At 72.8% G+C, this 20,961-nt stretch carries 19 protein-coding genes and 2 pseudogenes; 11 read left to right on the top strand and 10 right to left on the bottom strand.

The features are described from left to right. The 5 genes from GVN67_RS07430 to GVN67_RS07410 all read left to right on the top strand — a co-directional run. Positions 1 to 2,353: TonB-dependent siderophore receptor (locus tag GVN67_RS07430; protein ID WP_159994353.1), on the top strand; the 2,353-nt coding region annotated here is incomplete at its 5' end. A gap of 5 nt (positions 2,354 to 2,358) precedes the next feature. Further along, positions 2,359 to 3,180 (top strand): siderophore-interacting protein, encoded by an 822-nt coding sequence (locus tag GVN67_RS07425; protein WP_159994351.1) that lies wholly within the window; start codon positions 2,359 to 2,361, stop codon positions 3,178 to 3,180. Beyond that, positions 3,180 to 4,148 carry an iron chelate uptake ABC transporter family permease subunit gene (locus tag GVN67_RS07420; protein ID WP_159994349.1) on the top strand — a complete coding sequence of 323 codons (969 nt, stop codon included), beginning with the start codon at positions 3,180 to 3,182 and terminating at the stop codon, positions 4,146 to 4,148. The genes GVN67_RS07425 and GVN67_RS07420 overlap by 1 nt, the downstream gene beginning before the upstream one ends. Beyond that, complete coding sequence (locus GVN67_RS07415) at positions 4,145 to 5,068, top strand: iron chelate uptake ABC transporter family permease subunit (protein ID WP_159994347.1); 924 nt, start codon at positions 4,145 to 4,147, stop codon at positions 5,066 to 5,068. Before GVN67_RS07420 ends, GVN67_RS07415 begins: the two co-directional genes overlap by 4 nt. Then, positions 5,065 to 6,003, top strand: a complete 939-nt coding sequence (locus GVN67_RS07410; protein WP_159994345.1) for an ABC transporter substrate-binding protein — start codon at positions 5,065 to 5,067, stop codon at positions 6,001 to 6,003. The genes GVN67_RS07415 and GVN67_RS07410 overlap by 4 nt, the downstream gene beginning before the upstream one ends. A gap of 16 nt (positions 6,004 to 6,019) precedes the next feature. On the opposite strand, the pseudogene GVN67_RS29955 reads toward GVN67_RS07410, so the two are convergent. Together GVN67_RS29955 and GVN67_RS07400 are read right to left on the bottom strand one after the other, a co-directional pair. Next, positions 6,020 to 6,199: pseudogene (locus GVN67_RS29955) on the bottom strand (Atu4866 domain-containing protein); the annotation flags it as partial. Between the two features lie 189 nt (positions 6,200 to 6,388). Next, the gene (locus GVN67_RS07400; RefSeq protein WP_159994343.1) at positions 6,389 to 7,612 is read right to left on the bottom strand and encodes an MFS transporter; all 1,224 of its coding nucleotides are present in this window, start codon (positions 7,610 to 7,612) and stop codon (positions 6,389 to 6,391) included. A gap of 200 nt (positions 7,613 to 7,812) precedes the next feature. Between GVN67_RS07400 and GVN67_RS07395 the strand changes: the two genes are divergently transcribed. After that, complete coding sequence (locus GVN67_RS07395; RefSeq protein WP_235035064.1) at positions 7,813 to 9,114, top strand: sorbosone dehydrogenase family protein; 1,302 nt, start codon at positions 7,813 to 7,815, stop codon at positions 9,112 to 9,114. A gap of 15 nt (positions 9,115 to 9,129) precedes the next feature. Here the strand turns inward: GVN67_RS07395 and pqqE are convergent, their stop codons facing one another. From pqqE to pqqA, 5 genes are read right to left on the bottom strand one after another with little or no spacing between them, the layout of a single operon-like run. After that, positions 9,130 to 10,239, bottom strand: a complete 1,110-nt coding sequence (pqqE, locus tag GVN67_RS07390) for a pyrroloquinoline quinone biosynthesis protein PqqE (protein ID WP_255430376.1) — start codon at positions 10,237 to 10,239, stop codon at positions 9,130 to 9,132. Then, the gene (gene pqqD / locus GVN67_RS07385; RefSeq protein ID WP_235035062.1) at positions 10,236 to 10,505 is read right to left on the bottom strand and encodes a pyrroloquinoline quinone biosynthesis peptide chaperone PqqD; all 270 of its coding nucleotides are present in this window, start codon (positions 10,503 to 10,505) and stop codon (positions 10,236 to 10,238) included. Before pqqD ends, pqqE begins: the two co-directional genes overlap by 4 nt. After that, the gene (gene pqqC / locus GVN67_RS07380) at positions 10,502 to 11,242 is read right to left on the bottom strand and encodes a pyrroloquinoline-quinone synthase PqqC (RefSeq protein ID WP_159994339.1); all 741 of its coding nucleotides are present in this window, start codon (positions 11,240 to 11,242) and stop codon (positions 10,502 to 10,504) included. The genes pqqD and pqqC overlap by 4 nt, the downstream gene beginning before the upstream one ends. Continuing rightward, on the bottom strand, positions 11,239 to 12,171 hold the full coding sequence (gene pqqB, locus GVN67_RS07375) for a pyrroloquinoline quinone biosynthesis protein PqqB (protein ID WP_159994337.1): 933 nt from the start codon (positions 12,169 to 12,171) through the stop codon (positions 11,239 to 11,241). Before pqqB ends, pqqC begins: the two co-directional genes overlap by 4 nt. 33 nt (positions 12,172 to 12,204) lie before the next feature. Next, on the bottom strand, positions 12,205 to 12,312 hold the full coding sequence (gene pqqA, locus GVN67_RS07370; RefSeq protein WP_200845162.1) for a pyrroloquinoline quinone precursor peptide PqqA: 108 nt from the start codon (positions 12,310 to 12,312) through the stop codon (positions 12,205 to 12,207). 201 nt (positions 12,313 to 12,513) lie between these two features. Between pqqA and GVN67_RS07365 the strand changes: the two genes are divergently transcribed. Together GVN67_RS07365 and GVN67_RS07360 are read left to right on the top strand one after the other, a co-directional pair. Beyond that, on the top strand, positions 12,514 to 12,831 hold the full coding sequence (locus GVN67_RS07365) for a helix-turn-helix domain-containing protein (protein WP_159994335.1): 318 nt from the start codon (positions 12,514 to 12,516) through the stop codon (positions 12,829 to 12,831). After that, positions 12,828 to 14,132, top strand: a complete 1,305-nt coding sequence (locus tag GVN67_RS07360) for a type II toxin-antitoxin system HipA family toxin (RefSeq protein WP_200845161.1) — start codon at positions 12,828 to 12,830, stop codon at positions 14,130 to 14,132. The genes GVN67_RS07365 and GVN67_RS07360 overlap by 4 nt, the downstream gene beginning before the upstream one ends. On the opposite strand, the gene GVN67_RS07355 is transcribed toward GVN67_RS07360, so the two are convergent. Next, positions 14,129 to 14,689 carry a TetR/AcrR family transcriptional regulator gene (locus tag GVN67_RS07355; RefSeq protein ID WP_159994333.1) on the bottom strand — a complete coding sequence of 187 codons (561 nt, stop codon included), beginning with the start codon at positions 14,687 to 14,689 and terminating at the stop codon, positions 14,129 to 14,131. The genes GVN67_RS07360 and GVN67_RS07355 overlap by 4 nt on opposite strands. 137 nt (positions 14,690 to 14,826) lie before the next feature. Between GVN67_RS07355 and GVN67_RS07350 the strand changes: the two genes are divergently transcribed. Then, positions 14,827 to 16,119: an ArgE/DapE family deacylase gene (locus GVN67_RS07350; RefSeq protein ID WP_159994331.1), complete on the top strand. Its 1,293-nt coding sequence runs from the start codon at positions 14,827 to 14,829 to the stop codon at positions 16,117 to 16,119. Here the strand turns inward: GVN67_RS07350 and GVN67_RS07345 are convergent. After that, complete coding sequence (locus GVN67_RS07345) at positions 16,106 to 16,957, bottom strand: VOC family protein (protein ID WP_159994329.1); 852 nt, start codon at positions 16,955 to 16,957, stop codon at positions 16,106 to 16,108. The genes GVN67_RS07350 and GVN67_RS07345 overlap by 14 nt on opposite strands. Before the next feature lie 17 nt (positions 16,958 to 16,974). After that, the gene (locus tag GVN67_RS07340; RefSeq protein ID WP_159994327.1) at positions 16,975 to 17,961 is read right to left on the bottom strand and encodes a tripartite tricarboxylate transporter substrate binding protein; all 987 of its coding nucleotides are present in this window, start codon (positions 17,959 to 17,961) and stop codon (positions 16,975 to 16,977) included. A gap of 113 nt (positions 17,962 to 18,074) precedes the next feature. On the opposite strand from GVN67_RS07340, the gene GVN67_RS07335 reads away from it, so the two are divergent. Beyond that, the gene (locus GVN67_RS07335; protein ID WP_159994325.1) at positions 18,075 to 19,826 is read left to right on the top strand and encodes an amidohydrolase; all 1,752 of its coding nucleotides are present in this window, start codon (positions 18,075 to 18,077) and stop codon (positions 19,824 to 19,826) included. 261 nt (positions 19,827 to 20,087) lie between these two features. Continuing rightward, a pseudogene (locus tag GVN67_RS30330) lies at positions 20,088 to 20,942 on the top strand (amino acid ABC transporter permease); the annotation flags it as partial. Positions 20,943 to 20,961 lie beyond the last annotated feature (19 nt).

Here is a 20,961-nt window from a genome sequence, read left to right as displayed (position 1 = left end):
GGTGGCGGGGGCGGCCGTCGCGCCGGGCCAGGCGATGGCGCAGGAGGCGGCGCGCGACATCGACATCCCCGCCGGCCCCTTGCCGCTGGCGCTGAACCGGCTGGCGGCCCAGGCGCAGATCCATATCGGCTTCGAAAGTGCGGCCGTCGCCGGCCGGCAGACGCCGGGCCTGGCCGGGCGCTACACGCCGCGCCAGGCGCTGGCGGCGCTGCTGGAGGGCACGGGCCTGGCCTTCGACTTCGCCGATGCGCGGACGGCGACGGTGCGCGCGGGCCCTTTGCAGCCGATCGGCAGCGACGGGCTGGTGCTGGAGCCGGTGCAGGTCGATGGCGGCAGCGGCGGCGTGATCAACGCCGCCGGCTATGTCGGCGTCAGCAGCGCGACCGGGGCCAAGACCGACACGCCCTTCGTCGAGACGCCGCAATCGATCTCGACGGTGACCGAGGCGCAGCTGCGCGACCGCAACCCGGCCTCGCTGCTGGATGCCATCGCCTATACGCCGGGCGCCCGGGTCAATGCCTATGGCACCGATCCGCGCTATGATTCCTTCTTCGTCCGCGGCTTCAACCTGACCAACACGGGGGTGTTCCGCGACAACCTGCGCCAGCCGGTCGCGGGCTTCGGCTATTTCCTGACCGAGCCCTACGGCATCGAGGGCATTTCCATTCTTCGCGGCCCGTCCTCGACGCTCTATGGCGCGACGGGGGCGGGCGGGCTGTACAATGTCATCACCAAGCGCCCGACCGAGCAGCGGCTGCGCGAGGTCGGCGTGCAATGGGGCTCGGACCAGCGCTACCAGGCGCAGTTCGATTTCTCCGGGCCGCTGACCGAGGACGGCACGCTGCTCTACCGCCTGACCGGCCTCGGCCGGCTGGCGGAGACCGAGTTCGCCGCCGTCGACAACGACAAGATCTATATCGCGCCCTCGCTCACCTGGAAGCCGCGGGAGGGGACGCGCATCACCCTGCTGGGCGAGCTGTCGCGCTCGAGGACCGGCGGCAACCCGGCCTATTACAACGACCGCTATGGCCATGTGTCGCGCTATGAATCCGGCGACCGCGCCTTCAGCCGGCTCGACCACGACCAGGCGCGCCTGGGTTGGGAGATCGAGCATGCGATCGACAGCACCTTCACCCTGCGGCAGAACGCGCGCTATTCCCGCCAGGATGTCGACACCCGCTATGTCTACACGTATTCCGGCGCGGCGCAGGCGGCGAACCCCGCGCTGATCGACCGCGGCACCGGCTATGAGCTGCACAATCTCGACGCCTTCGTCATCGACAACCAGGCGCAGGCGCGCTTTGCCACCGGGCCGCTGGCGCATACCGTGCTGGCCGGCGCCGACGTCACCTGGTCCAGCTACACGCTGCGCGCCGGCTATGGCGCGGCCAGCCCGCTGAACACCGCGGCGCTGAACTATGGCGGCTTCATCCCGACGCCGGCGCTGACATCGCGCACCGCGCAGCAGCAGGTGCAGACCGGCTTCTACCTGCAGGACCAGATCCGCCATGGCGGCTGGACCCTGACCTTGGGCGGGCGGCATGACTGGGTCTCGACCGACACCAAGAACACCAGCCTGGCGACCGGCGCCGGCACCAGCGAGGGCCAGACCGACCGCGCCTGGTCGGGCCGCGCCGGGCTGACCTACCAGACCAGCTTCGGCCTGGTGCCCTATGCCAACATCTCCACCGCCTTCTCGCCGAATATCGGCGTCAATATCCTGACCAGCCAGACCTTCGACCCCACCACCAGCACCCAGCGCGAGCTCGGCGTGAAATACCTGGTGCCGGGCGCCAATGCCGTGCTGACCGCGGCGCTGTTCGACATCGACCAGCGCAACGGCATTTTCTACGAGGTGATCAACGGGCTGAACACCCAGGTGCAGCGCGGAAGGCTGCGCTCGCGCGGCGTCGAGCTCGAGGCCGTGGCCAGCCTCGATGCCGGCCTGTCGGTCGCCGCCTCCTACACCTACACGGAGCTGCGCATCCTCGAAGGCAATGCGGCAACGGAGAGAAATATCGTCTCGAGCGTGCCTTTCCACATGGCCTCGCTCTGGACCCATTGGACGGCGCAGGAGGGCGAGCGCCTGCACGGCCTGCGGCTCGGCGGCGGCTTGCGCTATATCGGCCGCAGCTATGGCGACGACACCAACACCCTGACCAACAGCGCGCGGCTGCTGGTCGACGCCTCGATCGGCTTCGACCTGGGCGCCATCGCGCCGACCTATGACGGGCTGCGCGTGCAGGTGAATGCCAGCAACCTGCTGAACCGCCGCGACACCACCTGCACCGGCGGCTATTGCTACCTCGATCCCGGCCGCTTCGTGCTCGGCGCGCTCAGCTATTCCTGGTGAGCGGCATGCGCACCTTCTTCAATGTCGAGGTGGCGGCGCGGGCGATGCTGTCGCCCGCCATGCTGCGCCTGACCTTCGCCGGCGAGGAGCTGCGCGACTTCGTCTCCACCGGCATCGGCGACGAATATCTGCGGCTGTTCTTCCCCGACCCCGCGACCGGCGAGCGCGTGCTGCCGATCATCGATGCCGAGGGCCGCTGGCGCTACGACGACGACAAGCCGCCGGTGCGCTGCGCCACCTACACGGTGCGGCGCTTCGACCCGGCGCGCCGTTCGCTGGACATCGACCTGGTGCTGCATGAGGGCGGCACCGCCTGTGGCTGGGCGCGCGATGCCCGGCCGGGCGACGCCATGGTGCTGAACCGGCCGCGCGGCCTCTACGCCCCGCCGGAGGATTTCCGCTGGCAGCTGCTGATGGCCGATGCCACCGGCATCCCGGCCCTGGCCCGCCTGCTGGAGCAGACCCCGCAGGACATCCGCAGCCGCGTCGTCATCGAGGTCGCCGAGGCCGCGCATCGCCAGCCGCTGCCCGCGCATCCCGGCGCGGTGGTCAGCTGGATCGAGGGCGCCGGCAATGGCGTGGCGCCCAGCGCGCTGGAGGCGGCCTTCCGCGCCCTGAAGCTGCCGGAAACCCCAGGCTATGTCTGGGTCGCCGCCGAGCAGGAGGCGGCGCGCGCCATCCGCCAGCAGGCCAAGCGGACCCGCCGCCTGCCGCCTGAACGCTGCAAGATCGTCGCCTATTGGGTGGAGGCGCCGCGCCGCGCGCCGCCCGCCGCTGGCCTGTCGCCGGCGTTGCAGGCGGCGCTGGCGGAGGGCTGGGCCGGCTGATGCCGGGCCGCCGCGCGCGTCTTGGCGCCCTGGCCGCGGCGCTGGCCGGGCTGGTCGCCGCCAGCCTGCTGCTGGGCGCCCGGCCGCTGCCGCTGCTGCGGGCGCTGGCCGAGCCCGACAGCGAGGCCGCGGCGCTGCTGGCGCTGCGCATTCCGCGCACGCTGCTGGGGCTGCTGGCCGGGGCGGCGCTCGGCGTCTCGGGGGCGCTGATGCAGGCCCTGACGCGCAACCCGCTGGCCGATCCCGGGCTGCTCGGTATCAGCATGGGCGCCTTGCTGGCGATGCTGCTGGCGGCGGGCTTCCTCGCGGCCACGGGGCTGGCGCTGGCGGCCGCGGCGCTGCTCGGCGCGGGGCTCGCCGGGCTGCTGGTGCAGGGCGCGGCGCTGGCCGGCGGCGGCCTGGGCGCGGCGCTGCGGCTGACCATGGCCGGGGTCGCCGTCTCGGCGATGCTGGGCGGTGTCGCGGGCGTGCTGCTGCTGCTCGACCCGGCGCGCTTCGACCGGCTGCGCGGCTGGATGACCGGCGCCCTGGCCACGCCCGACCTGGCCGGCCCCGCCGCCGTCGCGCCGCTGGTCGGGCTGGGCCTGGCGCTGGCGCTGCTGGCGGGGCGGGGGCTGACCCTGCTGTCGCTGGGCGAGGCGCCGGCCGCGGCCCTCGGCGCGCCGGTGCGGCGGCTGCGGCTGGCGGCGGGGCTGGCCGCGACCCTGCTGGCGGGGGCGGCGACCGCGGCGGCCGGGCCGGTCGCCTTCCTCGGCCTGATGGCGCCGCAGCTGGCGCGCCGGCTGCTGGGCGCCGACCAGCGCTGGATCCTGGCCGGCGCGGCGCTGCTCGGGCCGGCGCTGCTGCTGGCCGCCGATATCCTGGGCCGGCTGCTGGCGCCGCCGGGGGAAATTCCCGCCGGCATCCTGGTGGCGCTCGGCGGCGCGCCCTGCTTTCTGGTCGCGCTGCGGCGGGTGGGGCAGGGGTGACGCGGCGCGGCTGGGCCGTGGCGCTGCTGGCGCTGGCGCTGGGCTTTGTTGGCCTGTCGCTCGGCCGCTATCCGACGCCGCCCGCCGCCGTGCTGGCGACGCTGCTGGGCGGCGGCGACGCGGCGCAGCAGCTGGTGATCCTGGAATGGCGGCTGCCGCGGGTGCTGGCGGCGCTGCTGCTGGGCGCTGCGCTGGGCGTCAGCGGCGCCATCCTGCAGGCATTGTCGCGCAACCCGCTGGGCAGCCCGGACCTGGTCGGCATCGATGCCGGGGCCTTCGCCGGCATGCTGCTGGCCGGGCCCTTCCCGGGGGCGCTGCTGGGCGGCGCGCTGGCCATGCTGGCGGCGCAGGGCCTGGCCGGCGGCGCCGGCGGGCTGCGCTTCGTGCTGACCGGCGTCGGCCTGGCCGCCATGCTGAACGCCTTCAACAGCTGGGTGCTGGCCGGCGCGCAGCTGGAGGTCGCCGCCGCCGCCGCCGCCTGGGCCGGCGGCACGCTGGACGGGATGGAGCCCGCGCAGCTCTGGCTGCTCGGCCTGGCGCTGCCGCTGCTGGGCGGCGCCCTGCTGCTGCAACGCTCGCTCGGCCTGCTGGCGCTGGGCGACGATGTCGCGCGCGGGCTCGGCCTGCCGGTGCGGCGGGCGCGCGGCGCGCTGCTGGCGCTGAGCGCGGCGCTGACCATCCTGGCCACCGCCTGCGCCGGGCCGATCGGCTTCGTGGCGCTGGCCGCGCCGTCGCTGGCGCAGCTGGCCACCGGCGGCACGGCGCGGCAGCTGGCGCCCGTGGCGGCGATGGGCGCGCTGCTGCTGGTGGCCGCCGACCTGCTGGCCACGCATCTTTTCGCGCCGGTCCGCCTGCCGGTCGGGCGGGTGACGCTGGCCTGCGGCGGCGCTTGGCTGCTGTGGCGGCTGCTGCGGCGATGAGGCGCCGCGCCCTGCTGCAGGGGCTGGCGGCGATGCCGGTCGGGGCAGCGCCGTTTCCGCTGACGCTGCGGCATGCGCTGGGCGCGGTGACGATCCCGCGGCGGCCCAGGCGCCTGGTCTCGCTCGGGCTGAACGACCACGACTTCCTCTATGCGCTGGGGCTGGCGCCGCTCGGCGTGCGCGACTGGTGGCGGCACCAGCCCTTCGCCACCTGGCCCTGGAGCGAGGCGCGCCGCCAGCAGCTGGGTGCTGCGCCCGCGGTCATGGCGGGCCCCGCCATCGACCCCGAATGGGTGCTGGCGCTGCGCCCCGAGCTGATCGTCGCGACCTATGCCGACCTGGCGCCGGCGCTGTACCGGCGGCTGTCGCGCATCGCGCCCGTCCTGGCGCGGCCCGAGGGCTATCCGCCCTGGACCGCGCCCTGGCAGCATCAGCTGCGGCTGATCGACCGCGCGACCTCGGGCGACGAGACGGCGGCCGCCGGCATCGTCGCGGCGCTGGAGGCGCGCAGCGCGGCGCTGCGCGCGGCGCATCCCGAATTCGCCGGCCGCCACGCGGCGTTCGTCGATCTGCGCGACGGGCAGTTCGTGCTGTCGGGCGGCGGCACCGGCCCGGGGCGGCTGCTTGGCGCGCTCGGCCTGGCGGTGCCGCCGCGGTTGCAGGCGCTGGCCGGGGCCGATGGCTGGATCCGGCTGAGCCTGGAGCATGCCGCGCTGCTGGAGCTCGATGCCGCCATCTGGCCGGAAGGCGGGCGCGCGCGGGTCGAGGCGATCGCCGCCTATCGCCGGCTGCGGCTGCACCGCGAGGGCCGTTCGGTCTGGCTGCAGCCGGGCAGCGACATGTCGGCGGCGCTGTGGTTCCAGTCGCCGCCCTCGATCGGCCATGCGCTGGAAGCGGTGTCCACGCTGCTGGCGACCGCGATCCCGCCGGGCTGACCCGGCGGCGCGGCACCATGCCGCCGTGATGCGGCGTTTCGGCATCGACGAAGTCGCCATCCGCTGTGAAGCCGGTATCGTCCCGGTCTTCGATATGCGTTGCCGTCACCTCGTCGCGGCCGTCGGGCAGCAGCGCGTGGCGCACCCGGTTGTCGTCGGTGACCCGGAGGCCGGCACAGGGATGCGGGGCCGGCATGCGCGTGGTCTTCGCGACGCGGGGCCTGGCGGCCGCGAGGGTGATCATCGGGCCGGCGGCGAGGATCTTTCCGGGTGCCATGACAGCGCCTCCTCCTCGCCCATGGGTGTGGCGGGACGAAGCTGGGCAGGGGGCGCTGGCGCCACGATCCGGCGCCGCTGAACCTGGGCGGTCAGCGGCGCCGACCCATCAGCCGGGCGCGGCGTCCCGGCCGCGGGCGGCGCTGGCGGCCAGGGCGGCGATGGCCACCACCAGCGGCACGAAGGACAGCCACAGCACCGTGTTCCAGCCATAGGCGGTCAGCAGGCCGCCCGACAGGAAGGAGCCGAAGGCCATGGTGCCGAAGACGACGAAGTCGTTGAAGGACTGCACCCGCGTCCGCTCCTCCGGCCGGTGGCATTCCAGCACCAGGGCGGAGGCGCCAACGAAGCCGAAGTTCCAGCCCAGGCCCAGCAGGATCAGCGTTCCCCAGAAATGCGCGACATCGACGCCGGCCAGGCCGACGGCGGCGGCCGCGGCGGTCAGCGCCAGCCCGGCCATCACCACCCGCGGCGCGCCGAAGCGGGTGATCAGCCGCCCGGTGAAGAAGCTCGGCCCGTACATGGCGATGACATGCCATTGCAGGCCGAGGTTGGAGGCCTCCTGCGGCAGGCCGCACATCTGCATGGCCAGCGGCGCCGCGGTCATCAGGAAGTTCATCAGCAGATAGGAGACCACGCCGCAGATCACCGCGGTGACGAAGCGCGGCTGCCGCACGATGGTGCCGAGCGGCCGGCCGCGCGCCGCATCGCCCGCCGCCGGGCGCGGCAGCCGGATGCCGAGCAGCAGCAGCGCCGAGACGGCCGCGACCGCCGCCTGCGCCAGGTAGGTGGCGGCGAAGACATGCGGCAGCCACAGGTTCATCGTATGGGTCACCAGCTGCGGCCCGATGACGCCGGCGAAGACGCCGCCCGCCATCACCGCCGACAGCGCCCGCGCCCGCCGCTCCGGCGGCGCGCAATCGGCGGCGGCGAAGCGGAAGGACAGCACCACCGCGGCATAGGCGCCGCCGAAGAAGGTCGCCACGCAGAACAGCCAGAAGGCGCCGAGCAGCACCGCCAGCGCCGCCAGCAGCCCGGTCAGCACGCCGCAGCCGGTGCCGGTCAGGAAGGCGGCGCGGCGGCCATGGCGCTGGGCGATCATGCCGGCGGGCAGGGTGCAGGCCGCCATGCCGACGACGAACAGCGAGATCGGCAGCGTGGCCAGCGCCGGGCTGGGCGCCAGCATGTTGCCGAGGATGGCGCCGGTGGCATAGACGACGACCGAATTGGCGCCGGCCAGCGCCTGGGCGACCGCCAGCCGCAGGACATTGCCCCGCTCATGGCGGAAGTGCTCGGCCGGAAGGGTCCCGGCAGGGGGGTGGGCGTGCGACATGGCGTTCCTCGGGCCGGCAGCGGGTGGTCGAGCAACGCCCGGGCCTTTCGGTGCCGCTGCTGCCGCCGATGCGCATGACCCCGGCGGCCAGGTCGGGCGCCAGCATAGGGCGGGTCGCGGAAGGGGCAAAGCCGGCTGGGTGCTTGATCTGGCCGCCCCCCGCTGCTCTTTTGGCAGCGACAGTGGACAGGAGCGGCCCCTTGAGCTTTTCGGCAGTTTTCGCGCAGGTGGTGGCCGCCGTCGGCCGTGTGACCGTCGCCGTCCGCCGGATGAGCGATGGCGACCCGACCCCGGCCTGGGGCCGGGCCCCGGCAATTCCGACGGCCAAGCCGCAGGGCGCCATCCCGACCCTGAAGATGCCGACGGCGCGCGGCTGGAAGGATGGCCGGCTGCCGACCACCGCGCCGGGGCTGAAGGTCAATGTCTTCGCGGGCCAGCTGGCGCATCCGCGCTGGCTCTGCGTGCTGCCGAATGGCGATGTGCTGGTGGCCGAATCCAGCAGCGTCACGCGCAAGGCGAAGAACCTGTGGGACTATGCCCAGGTCGCCACCATGCAGCGGGCCGCCGCCATGGGGGTCAGCGCCAACCGCATCACCCTGCTGCGCGACGCCGATGGCGACGGCGTGGCCGAGATCCGCGAGACCTTCCTCGAGGACCTGAACCAGCCCTTCGGCATGGCGCTGGTCGGCGACACCTTCTATGTCGGCAACACCGACGGGCTGGTCGCCTTCCCCTACACGCCGGGCGCGACGCGCATCACCGCGCCGGGCCGCAAGATCTGCGACTTCAAGCCCGGTGGGCATTGGACCCGCAGCCTGCTGGTCAGCCCAGACCAGACGAAGCTGTATGTCGGCGTCGGCTCGATGACCAACATCGCCGACAATGGCATGGCGGAGGAGGAGGGCCGCGCCGCCATCCATGTCATCGACCTGGCGACCGAAGAGCGCCGCATCTTCGCGACCGGGTTGCGCAACGCGGTGGGCATGGCCTGGGAGCCGGTGACCGGCGCGCTGTGGACCGTGGTCAACGAGCGCGACGGGCTGGGCGACGAGACGCCGCCGGACTACCTGACCAGCGTCGTCGATGGCGGCTTCTACGGCTGGCCCTATTGCTACTGGGACCGCATCGTCGACGACCGCGTGCCGCAGGACGCGGCCAAGGTCGCCGGCGCCACCACGCCGGATTACGCGCTGGGCGGGCATACCGCCTCGCTCGGGCTGTGCTGGCTGCCGGAGGGCACGCTGCCCGGCTTCCCCGCCGGCATGGCGATCGGCCAGCACGGCTCCTGGAACCGCAGCATCCTCAGCGGCTACAAGCTGGTCTTCATCCCCTTCGTCGACGGGCACCCGTCGGGCCCGCCGCGCGACATTCTCTCCGGCTTCCTGTCGCCGGACGAGAAGGAGTCCTATGGCCGTCCCGTCGGCGTGCATATCGGCCCCGATGGGTCCGTGCTGATGGTCGACGATGTCGGCGACGTCGTCTTCCGCGTGACGGGTGCCTGAAGCCGGGGTGCCTGATCAGCGGTTGCTGCGATAGACCAGCGGCGGCGGCGGGGCATCGCCCGCCGCCAGCGCGTCCAGCACGCGGCGGTGATGCGGCGAGCGGTCGCAGACCGGGTCGGAGGCCGCCGCGTCGCCGACCAGCGCCAGCGCCTGACAGCGGCAGCCGCCCCAGTCGCGCTCCTTCAACGCGCAGGACTGGCATTCCGACGGCATCCAGGCGGTGCCGCGGAAGCGGGAAAAGGCCTCCGAATTTTCCCAGATGTCTTGCAGCCCGTGCTCGCGCACGGAGGGAAAGTCCATGTCCGGGATGGTCTCGGCGGCGTGGCAGGGCAGGGCGCGGCCGGCGGGCGAGATATTGATGAAGCGCTGGGCCCAGCCGCCCATGCAGGGCTTGGGCTGCGTCGCGTGATAGTCCGGCGTGATATAGTCGATCGCCATCCGCCCGGCGTAGAGCGGGCGCGCCGCCTCCACCGCGGCGGTGGTGGCCTCGAGCTGCGCGGCGCTGGGCAGCAGCGCGTCGCGGTTCATCAGCCCCCAGCCGTAATACTGGGTATGCGCGATCTCGACACGGCGCGCGCCGAGCTCGGCGGCCAGCGCGATCATGCCGCCGACATGCGCGACATTCTGCCGGTGCACGACGAAGTTGATGGTCAGCGCCAGATCGGCGGCGCGGATCATGCGGGCGGCTTCCAGCTTGCGCGCCTGCGCGCCCTTCATGCCGCCGATGCGCTCGGCATTCCCGGCGTCGACATCCTGGAAGCTGAGCTGGACATGGTCGAGCCCGGCCTCGACCAGGGCCGCCAGCCGCGCCTCGGTCAGGGTGACGCCGGAGGTGATCAGGTTGCTGTAGAGATCGACGCTGCGGGCATGCGCGACCAGCGCCTCCAGATCACGCCGCGCCATCGGCTCGCCGCCGGAGAAATGCACCTGCAGCACGCCAAGCGCCGCCGCCTGGTCGAGCACGCGCATCCAGCCTGCGGTGTCGAGCTCGTCGGCCGCGCGGTCGAGCGCCAGCGGATTGGAGCAATAGGGGCATTTCAGCGGGCAGCGATGCGTCAGCTCCGCCAGCAGCGCCATCGGCGGCGCGACCCGCGGCAGCGGCGGGCGGGGCGCCAGCACGGTCATGCGCGCAGCAGCCCCTTGCCGGCCAGGTCCTGCAGCATGGCCAGCACGTCGGCCGCGATCAGCTCGCGCGGCGCGGCGTAATCCGCGGCCAGCGCATCGATGATGGCGGCGATGCTGCGCTGGCCATCGACGCGCTGCAGGATGGCGGCGGCCTGCGCGTCCGGCTGGAACAGCCGCTCCGGCGCCAGCAGCGCCCAAGCCTCCCGCGCCTTGTCGAAGCGGAAGCGCACGCCGGGGGCGAAGCGCGGGATATCGGCCTCGGTCACGGCCGCCAGGCGCCCGGGGGGATGACGCCCGGCGCCAGATAGGCATAGGCCAGCGCGTCGAGCTGCGCCCAGAGCACGCCGCATTTGAAGCGCAGCGCGTCGAGCACGGCCTCCTGCTGCCCGGGCGTGCGGGCATGCTGCTTGACGTGGTCGAGGGCGAATTCCACGTCCTTCGGCGCCTGGGTCAGGCGCGGCGTGAAATAGGCCAGCGTCTCCGGCGTCACGAAGTCATAGTGCCGCAGCATGCCCGAGACGCGCTCGCTGATGATATTGGGAGAAAACATCTCGGTCAGCGAGGAGGCGATGGCCTCCAGGATCGGCCGGTCGCGCACGAAGTTGACATAGGCGTCGACCGCATGCCGGGTGCCGGGCAGGATTCCCGTGGTGGAGACGACATAGTCGCGGTCCAGCCCCAGCCCGTCGGTCAGCTTCAGCCAGCGGGCGATGCCGCCATTCTGCGCCTCGCCCTCGGGCAGCAGGTCGCCGTCATGGTCGACGATGCGGGTCCGCCACAGCCGCCGCAGCGCGGGATCCTCGAGGCGGGCGACCAGATAGGCGTCCTTGGCCGGGATCCGCGCCTGGTAGTAGTAGCGGTTCAGCGCCCAGGCCTGCACCTGCGGCCGCGTCAGCTGCCCGTCATGCAGCGCGCGGTGGAAGGGATGCAGGTTGTGGTAGCGCTCGGCGCCGATCTGGCGCAGCGCCGCCTCCAGCGCCTGCGGGGACAGCAGCTCGGTCATGCCAGGCGGATCTCCATGCCGTCATGCGCGACCTCCCAGCCCGCCGCGGCGGCGGCCGCGCGTTCGGGGGAATCGTCCAGCAGCACCGGGTTGGAATTGTTGATATGGACGAAGATCTTGCGGGCGACGCCAAGATCGGCGAAGGCGCGCAGCGCGCCGGCGGGGCCCTCGGCCGAGATATGGCCCATGCGCTGGCCGGTCTTCGGGCCGAGGCCGGCCCGGATCATCTCGTCGTCGCGCCACAGCGTGCCGTCGAACAGCACCAGCGCGGCGCCCTTCAGCATCGCCGCCAGCGCGGGCGTCATCGCGGCGCAGCCGGGGATGTAGAACAGCCGCTGCAGGCCGTCATCGAGGGCGACGCCGACGGTGCCGCCGTCATCGTCGTCGAGCGCCAGCGTGCCGTCGGCCGCCGCCTCCATGTAGAGCGGCACCTTGCCGGGCACTGGGAAGAGCAGCGCGTCGAGGCCGGTGGGCTCGCCCGAAGCGTCGCGCAGCGGGAACCATTGCCGCAGCGGCACGGTCTCGCGCGGCACGGTGTCGCGGTTCAGCGCCTCGAAGATCGGGTTGGCGTCGAGCAGGCCCAGCACCTCGGCCGTGGCCATCAGCCGCAGCGGCTGGCGCTCGCGCAGCGTCAGCAGGCCGGCGACGCAATCGACCTCGCCGCCGGTCAGCAGCACGCCGGCGATCGGCGTCGAGCGCAGGCCGTCCCGCGGCTGCAGCGCGCGGTTCTCGGCGATCTGCTGGCGCAGGTCAGGGGCGGCGTTGATGATGGTCCAGCGGCGGCCATCGGCGCTGACCGCCAGCGAGGCCTGGTGGCGCGGCCGGGCGGCCGGGTCGCCGGCGCGCGCACGGGTGCAGGCGGCGGCGTTGGAGTTCCACTGGGGAAAGCCGCCGCCGGCCGCGGCCCCCAGGACCAGGGCGTGGATCATGCCCCGGTCAGAGGCCCGCGCCGGCGGCGCTGGTCACTTCTTCTCGGCGCAGACGTAGCTGTTGATCTCGGCGCCGAGCGCGATCTCGACAAGCTTCGGGGTCTTCCAGGTCATGGCGATCTCCTGTGCGGTGATGGGCATCAGTCCAGCCCGATCTTAGGCGGGGGCCCGCATCCCGGCCAGATAAAATCTGGCAATCCTGCGGCGCCCCGGACGCTTGCCCGGCCTGCAGCATCGTGCACTTATGCGGATCGGCACGAATGCGCAGATCCGGGACCCGTCCGTCTGCACGAACGTGCAGTTCTGCAGATGTGATCGTCCGTTCACCCCGGGAGGCCCGCCATGCAGGTCCGCACCGCCGCCGAGATCGGCCTGATGATCCGCGCCACCCGCCGCGAGCGCGGCCTGACCCAGGCGGCGCTGGCGCAGCGCGCCCAGGTCAGCACGCGCTGGCTGATCGGCATGGAGGCCGGCAAGGACGCCGCCGAGCTCGGCCTGGTGCTGCGCGTGCTGGCAGTCCTGAACCTGCGGCTGGAGCTGGCCGCCGGCGCCCGGCCGCGCCGCGCCAGGCCGCCCGCCGCGGCCGAGCCCGAGGCCGCGCTGCCGGCGGTGCCCAGCATGCAGGCGGTGCTGCGCCGGCTGGGCGCGCGCGAGCCGTGAGCGCCGCCCGCGGCCTCGACGTGCATCTCTACGGCCAGCGGATCGGCGTGCTGCGCCAGGACGCGCATGGCAACCCGGGCTTCCGCTACGACGAGGCCTGGCGCGGCCGGGCGGGCGCGGTGCCGCTGTCCCTGTCGATGCCGCTGCTGCTGCCGCACTTCGGCAAGCGGCAGGTCGCGCCCTTCCTCTGGGGCCTGCTGCCGGAGAACCCGAAGGTGCTGGAGGCGCTGGCGCGCGGCCACCAGGTGTCGCCCCGCAACCCGGTCGCGCTGCTGGCGCTGATCGGCGAGGATTGCGCCGGCGCCGTGCAGTTCCGCCCGCCCGGCGCCGCGGTGCAGGACGCGGCCGAGGGCGCCGTCGACTGGCTGACCGAGGCCGATATCGGCCAGCGCCTGGCGCAGCTGCGCGGGCAGTCCGGCGGCATGGGCCGCAAGCCCGGCGAGCGTGGCCGCTTCAGCCTGGCCGGCGCGCAGCCGAAGACGGCGCTGCACCTGGCGGGGGAGCGCTGGGGCATCCCGTCCGGCCGGGTGCCGACGACGCATATCCTGAAGCCGCCGATGCCCGGCCTGGAAGGCCAGGTCGAGAACGAGCATTTCTGCCTGTCGCTGGCGCGGCGCCTCGGCTTCCTGGTGCCGCGCAGCGCGGTGCGCCGCTTCGGCGACGAGCCCGCCATCGTCGTCGAGCGCTACGACCGCTATCCGGTCGAGACGGAGAGCGGCACCCTCTGGCAGCGCATCCACCAGGAGGATCTGTGCCAGGCGCTGTCGGTGATGCCGGAGCGGAAATACCAGGCCGATGGCGGCCCCGGGGTGAAGGCGATCCTGCGGCTGCTGGCGGCGCATTCATCGGCCGCCGTCGAGGACCGCCACGCCTTCCTGCGGGCGCTGGCCTTCAACTTCCTGATCGCCGGCACCGACGCCCATGCCAAGAATTTCTCCCTGCTGATCCTGCCGGGGGATGCGGCGCCCGAGGTGCGGCTGGCGCCGCTCTACGACATCAACTCGGCGCTGCCCTATGACGACGACCTGCGCGGCGTCGAGCTGTCGCTGGGCATCGACGGCCGGCGTGGCTTCGACATCATCATGCTGCGCCACTGGCAGGCCGAGGCGCGCGCCAGCCAGATGGATGCCGACCGCGTCGTCACCGAGCTGCGCGCGATGATGGCGGCGATTCCCGACCTGGCCAGCGCCACGCTGCAGGAATGCCGTGCCGAGGGGATCGGCCACCCGGTGCTGCACCGGCTGGTCGACCGGCTGGCGGCACGCTGCGCGCGGCTGCAGCGGCTCTACTTCGCGGCCTAGACCAGCGCGAGCGCCAGCAGCGCCTCGGCATCCAGCGGCGCGATGCCGAAAAGATGGCGGTAGAACAGCCCGCCATAGAGCGCGTCGTAGATCGCCTCCGGCGCGGCGCGGCGGGCGATGCTGCCATCGGCCTGGCCTTCGGCGATGATCTGCGCCAGCGCCGCGCGGCGATGCGACAGGTAGCGGGCGAAGAAGCTGGCCGCCGAGCCCGACTGGGCAATGCATTCGGCGATGACGGCGAGCTGCACGCGGCCCAGATCGCTGTCCAGTGCTGCGATGTAATCGGCGACATGGGCGCGGATGCGGGCAGCGCCATGGCCCTCGCGCGCCAGCGGCAGCGTCGCCGCGGCGTGGTGCAGGAAGGCGTCGATCAGCAGCGGCTCGCGCGAGGGCCACCATTTGTAGATCGTCATCTTCGACACCTGCGCCGCCCGCGCCACGGCGTCGATGGTGGTCGCGGCCAGGCCCTGGCCGGCCATCAGCGCATAGGCCGCCTGCAGGATCGCGGCGGTGGTGGCGGCGGAGCGCGGGCGGCCGCGGGCGGCGGGCAGGGTCATGCGGCGCGGGAGCTCCGTGTCAGGGCCGGGCAGGATAGGGCGCGGCGCGGCGGGCGGCGAATCCCGCTTGCCCTTTCCCATTAAATGGACTTACCGTCCACTTAATGGAAGCCGCCGAGCCGCGGCAGGAGAGACCCATGGCCCTCGACCCCGCGCTGCGCCAACAGATCCTGGATTCGGTGGAGGCCGGCTTCGCCGAGCAGCTGGCCTTCACCCAGGCGCTGATCCGCTTCCCCTCGCTGCGCGGCGCCGAGCATGCCTGCCAGGATTTCGTCTATCGTGCGCTGCGCGACCGCGGCTTCGCCATGGACCGCTTCGCGATGGATCGTGACGCCATCACGGCGCATCCCGGCGGCGGTCCCTGGAGCGCGGAGCATTCCGACGCGCCGATCGTCGTCGGCCTGCACCATCCGCGGCAGGAGACCGGGCGCTCGCTGATCCTGCAGGCGCATGTCGACGTGGTGCCGACCGGCCCGGCCGACATGTGGGGCCACGCGCCCTTCGACCCGGTGGTGGAGGGCGACTGGCTCTATGGCCGCGGCGGCGCCGACATGAAGGCGGGGCATGCCGCCAATATCTTCTGCCTGGACGCGCTGCGCCGCATCGGGCTGCAGCCGGCGGCGACGGTGCTGGTGCAGTCGGTGGTGGAAGAAGAATCCACCGGCAATGGCGCGCTGATGACGCATCTGCGCGGCTACAAGGCCGATGCCGTGCTGATCCCGGAGCCGGAGGAGGAGATGCTGGTGCGCGCCAATGTCGGCGTGCTGTGGTTCCAGGTCGAGGTGCGCGGCCTGCCGGTGCATGTGCGCGAGATGGGCCGCGGCGCCAATGCCATCGACGCCGCCTGGCGCGTCGTGGGCGAGCTGCGCGCGCTGGAGGAGGAATGGAACGCCGCCAAGGCGGGGCGCGAGCATTTCGCCGAGATCGAGCATCCGATCAACCTGAATATCGGCAAGATCGAAGGCGGCGACTGGGCTTCCTCGGTGCCCGGCTGGTGCCGCATCGATTGCCGCATCGGCCTCTATCCCGGCATCGATGCCGGCGTCGCGGCGCGCGAGATCAGCGAGCGCGTCGCCCGCTTCGCCCGCGGCGACGGCTTCATGGGCAACAACCCGCCGGTCGTCACCTTCAACGGCTTCCATGCCGAGGGCTATGTGCAGCCGCCCGGCAGCGAGGCCGAGGCGGTGCTGGCCCGCGCGCATCAGGCGGCGACCGGCCAGGCGCTGCGCAGCTTCATGACGCCGGGCTATCTCGATACCCGCGTCTATGCGCTCTACGATCGCGTTCCGTCGCTGTGCTACGGCCCGATCTCGGAGAATATCCATGGCTTCGACGAGCGGGTCAGCCTGGCCTCGGTGAAGCGCATCACCGGGGCCATGGCCTTGTTCGTCGCCGAATGGTGCGGCGTGGAGCCGGTCAGCCCGGGCTGAAGACCAGCGCTGCGCCGCCAGCCAGGGCGGGCGGCACCATCAGCCCTTCGGCCACCGGCTGCAGCACATCGCCGAGCAGCGCACGCACCGCCGCATTGCCGTCGTCGGTGCGCACGACGAAGCCCGCGGTGAAAGGCAGGCTGGGCACGGCGACGCCCGGCAGCACCGCCGGCAGCGCGGCGGGCGGCAGGATCCGCACGGCGCCGCGCGGCAGCCGCAGCACCCAGCCGCCGGCGCCGTCGGCCACGGCGGCGATGCCGGTCAGCGTGCCGAGCCGCGCAGCACTTTCGCCCGGGTCCTCCGCCACCAGGATGGCGCTTTCCAGCGCGACGGCGCGGTTGCGATGCGTCAGCCAGGGCTCGCGCCACAGCAGCTCCGGCGTCAGGTGGCGCACCAGCTGCACGCGGCCTTCCGGCGCATCCGGCACCGGCAGCCGGGCGAAGCGCGCGATCGGCCCATCGGCCTCGCCCACCGGCCGCTGCAGCCAGGCGACACCCGGGATCGGCACGCCGGCGCCGCGCAGCCGCTCGAGATTGGCGACCTCGTCCTGCATCTCGAAGGCCAGGATATGGACGCCCTCGTGCCGCGCGAGGAATTGCTTCAGCCCATTGTCGAACAGCGTCGGATCGACGAGGCCGAGCAGCTCGATGAAGCCCTCGCGCAGCATGACGCAGTGGTTGGCGCTGCCGAACAGCTCGACCGGCAGTTCGGGCGACCGCCTGCCGCTCTGCTGCGACAGCGGCGACAGGGTGAAGCCCAGCCGCGCGTACAGCGCGCCCAGCGCGCGCGGATCGGCGGTGGCCAGGCCGACATGGTCGAGCGCGGTGGCAGCGGTCATGGCGAGTTCTCCGGCGGTCATTCGGGTTCGAAGCCTGCCAGGCGCAGCAGCTCCTGCGTGCGACCGTATTCCTGGCGGATGAAGGCGTCGAGCGCCGGGCCGTCCTGGTGCAGCGTCTCGATGCCCAGCGTCGCCACGCGCGCGCGCAGCGCTGGGTCGGGCAGGATCGTCGCCAGCGCGCTGCTGAGCTTCTCGGCCACCGCGTCGGGCAGGTCGCGCGGCCCCCAGATCGCCCACCAGGTCTGGATGTCGACGGTGGGGAAGCCGGCCTCGGCGGTGGTCGGGATCTGCGGCACCGCCGGGTTGCGCGCGGCGGAGGAGATGGTCAGCCCCTGCGCCTGGCCGCCCAGCACCGGCGGCAGCGTCGCCAGCACCGGATCGAACAGCAGGCCGATGGTGCCGGCCATCAGGTCGGCCAGCGCCGGCGCCGTGCCGCGATAGGGCACGACGGGGATATCCACGCCCAGCTGGCGGATGAATTCCACCGTGGCTAGGTGCCCGGCCGAGCCCAGCGCGCCGGTGCCGAAGGACCAGCGCCGCGGATTGGCCCGCGCCGCCGCCACCACCTCGGCGATGGTCTTCTCCGGCCGGTCCTTCGAGGTCAGCAGCAGCACCGGCGCCTGGCCGACGCGCACCACGGGCCTGAGGTCGGTCAGCGGGTCGTAGCCGGGGTTCTTCAGCACCAGCCGCTGCACCGCCTGGATGCTGGCGGAGAACAGCAGCGTGTGGCCGTCCGCCTCGCCGCGCGCCACATAGGTGCCGCCGACCGCGCCGCTGGCGCCGCTGCGATTCTCGACGACGAAGGCCTGGCCTAGCGTTTCCTGCAGGCGCTGGGCCAGGATGCGGGCCATGCCGTCGACCGAGCCGCCGGGGGCGAAGGGCACGATCAGCCGCACCGGCCGCTGCGGCCAAGCGCTGGACGATTGCGCGCGACCGCGGCGCGCGGTCAGCAGGAAGGGGGTGGCGAGGGTCAGGGATGCCAGGATTTGGCGGCGCGCGGCCATGGCGATGCTCGATCTCGTCGCTGTTCGCCGCCAGCTTACGGATCGTGGCACGATTTGCTATGGTCATTTCTCAAATACACGAAAACATACCGCGTTAATTTCAGGAGCGCTGCATGTCCGCATCCCCGCCGCCCCCCTTCCAGGAGACCCGCGGCGCCACCAGCCCGGCGGTCGCCGCCGGCGCGGTGGAGGCGGCCGAGCTGATCCTGCTGCGCGGGCGCATCCACACCATGGACCCGGCGCAGCCGGCGGCGGAGGCCGTGGCCATCGCCGGCGGCCGCTTCCTGGCGGTGGGGCCGGAGGCGGCGGCGCTGCGCCATCAGGGGCCGCGCACGCGGCTGCTGGCGCTGGAGGGTGCGGCGGTGGTGCCGGGGCTGACCGACGGCCACGCGCATATGGACCGCGAGGGGCTGCGCGGCCTGCTGCCGAGCCTGGCCGGCTGCCGCTCGATCGCCGAGATCCAGGCGCGCATCAGCGATCTGGCGCGACAGGCGCGGCCGGGCGACTGGATCGTCACCATGCCGATCGGCGACCCGCCCTTCTATCTCGGCCTGCCCGGCAAGCTGGCGGAAGGCCGCTGGCCGACGCGGCAGGAGCTGGACGCGGCCGCCCCCGACAACCCGGTCTATATCAAGCCGATCTGGGGCTATTGGCGGCACACGCTGCCGCTGGTTTCCATCGCCAATTCGCGCGCGCTGGCGCTGGCCGGCATCGGCCGCGGCACGGCGCCGCCCTCGCCGGATGTCGAGATCCAGCGCGACGCCGCGGGCGAGCCCACCGGCATCTTCCTGGAAAACACCTTCATGCCGCTGGTGGAGCTGACGCTGCTGCGCGCCGTGCCCGGCTTCACCACGGCGCAGCGCGCGGCCTCGCTGCCAGCGGCGATGGCGGCCTACCACGCGCAGGGCACCACGGCGGTCTTCGAAGGCCATGGCGTGGCCAGCGAGCTGCTCGACGCCTATCGCCGCGTGCATGCGGCCGGGCAGATGACGATGCGCACGCATCTGGTGGCCAGCCCGAGCTGGCGCCAGCTGGGCGACGTCGATCCGGCGGCGCTGATCGCCGGCTGGGGCCACGGGCTGGCGGGGCAGGGGCTGGGCGACGACCGGCTGCGCCTGGCGGGGCTGGCGGCCGAGCTCGGCCAGACGCGCGAGAACCTGCTGCGCGCCGCGGCGGACAGCACCGGCTGGGCCGGCTTCCACTACGATGCCGGCATGGAGCGGGACCGCGCCAAGGCGCTGCTGGTGGCCTGCGCGCGGGCCGGCATCCGCGTCACCGGCATCTGGCCGAACATCCTGGAGCTCTTCGCCGAGGTCGACCGCATCGCGCCGATCCGTGACCTGCGCTGGGTCTTCGGCCATATCACCGCGCTGACGCGCGACCAGGTCGGGCAGATCCGCGACCTCGGCCTTGGCGTCACGACGCACACCAACCGCTATATCCGCAAGGAAGGCCATCTGCTCGCGGACCGCCTCGGCCTGGACACCGAGGAGAAGATCGTGCCGCTGCGCTGGCTGGGGGAGGCCGGCGTGCCGGTGTGCCTGGCCACCGACAATGTGCCGATCTCGCTGTTCCCGCCGATCGCCCAGGCGGTGACGCGCTGGAGCCCAGCGGCGCAGCGTGCCATCGGCCCGGGCCAGGCGCTGAGCCGGGCCGAGGCGCTGGGCTGCGTCACCCGCAACGGCGCCTGGCTGACCTTCGAGGAAGACCGCCGCGGCAGCATCACCCCCGGCAAATTCGCCGATCTTGCCGTGCTGGACGCCGATCCCTTCACCGTCGCCGACGCGGCGCTGGAGCGCATCGCCGCGCGGGCGACGCTGGTGGGGGGCGATTTCGTCCATGGCGCGCCGGCGCCGGCGGCATAAGCACGGTATCGGGACGTATGAATATTGACTCACGCTGATGAAGCGTGACTAATGCTGCCCATCGGGCCTGCGCCGGGCGCAGGGGATCGGGGGGACGCAGCATGCTGATGGATTGTCGACGCTAGCACCCCTTGCGCGGCGGTGCCCTGGCCGAGGCCGGGGCGCGCCGCTGCCCGCCTGACCCATCGCCGGCCTTGCCGTGACCCGCCCTTGCCGGCGGGTGCTGGCTCGCGCCCGGCCGTCTCCAAGCAGGGTGGCTTCATGAGCGTCTCGACCGACAGGCTGGGCGGCATCGCCGTGCCCAAGCCGCAGCCCTGCGACCTGGCCGGGCTGCGGCTGCGCCCGGCCCGCCATCCGGCGCGCCGCATCGGCACGCTGCTGGCGGCGCTGCTGCTGCTCGCCGTGCTGCACTCGATCCTGGCCAATCCGCGCTGGGGCTGGGATGTCTTCGCCGAATGGTTCCTGGCGGAGCCGGTGCTGGTGGGCCTCGGCCGCACGCTGCTGCTGACGGCGCTGGGCACGGTGTTCGGCTTCATGCTGGGCACGGCGCTGGCGCTGGCCCGCGTCTCCGGCTCGCCGCTGCTGGCTGGCGTCGCCTGGGGCTATGCCTGGATCTTCCGCTCGATCCCGCTGATCGTGCTGCTGCTGATCCTGAACAACCTCGGCTATCTCTACCCGACGCTGGTCCTCGGCATCCCCTATACCGACATCGCGCTGTTCAGCGCCTCGACGACGCAGCTGATCACGCCCTTCGCGGCGGCGGTGCTGGGGCTGACGCTGAACCAGGCGGCCTTCTCCTCCGAGATCATCCGCGGCGGCATCCTGTCGGTCGACCAGGGACAGCTGGAGGCGGCGGCGGCGCTCGGCCTGCCGCGGCATCGCCAGGCCTTCCGCATCGTGCTGCCGCAGGCGATGCGCTCGATCCTGCCGAACGCCTTCAACGAGATCATCGGCTTGGCGAAAGGAACTTCCCAGGTCTACATCCTGGCATTGCCAGAACTGTTCTACACCATCCAGGTGATCTATCGCCGCAACCTGGAGGTGGTGCCGCTGCTGATGGTGGCCACCGTCTGGTACCTGATCATCCTGACGGCGCTGTCCATCATCCAGCGCCAGGTCGAGCGCCACTATGCCC

Origin of the sequence: Roseomonas sp. 18066, from assembly GCF_902706185.1 — a bacterium.
Classification (GTDB): domain Bacteria; phylum Pseudomonadota; class Alphaproteobacteria; order Acetobacterales; family Acetobacteraceae; genus Pseudoroseomonas.
Note: the sequence above shows the minus strand (reverse complement) of the source record. Positions and strands in the feature narration are given on the sequence as shown.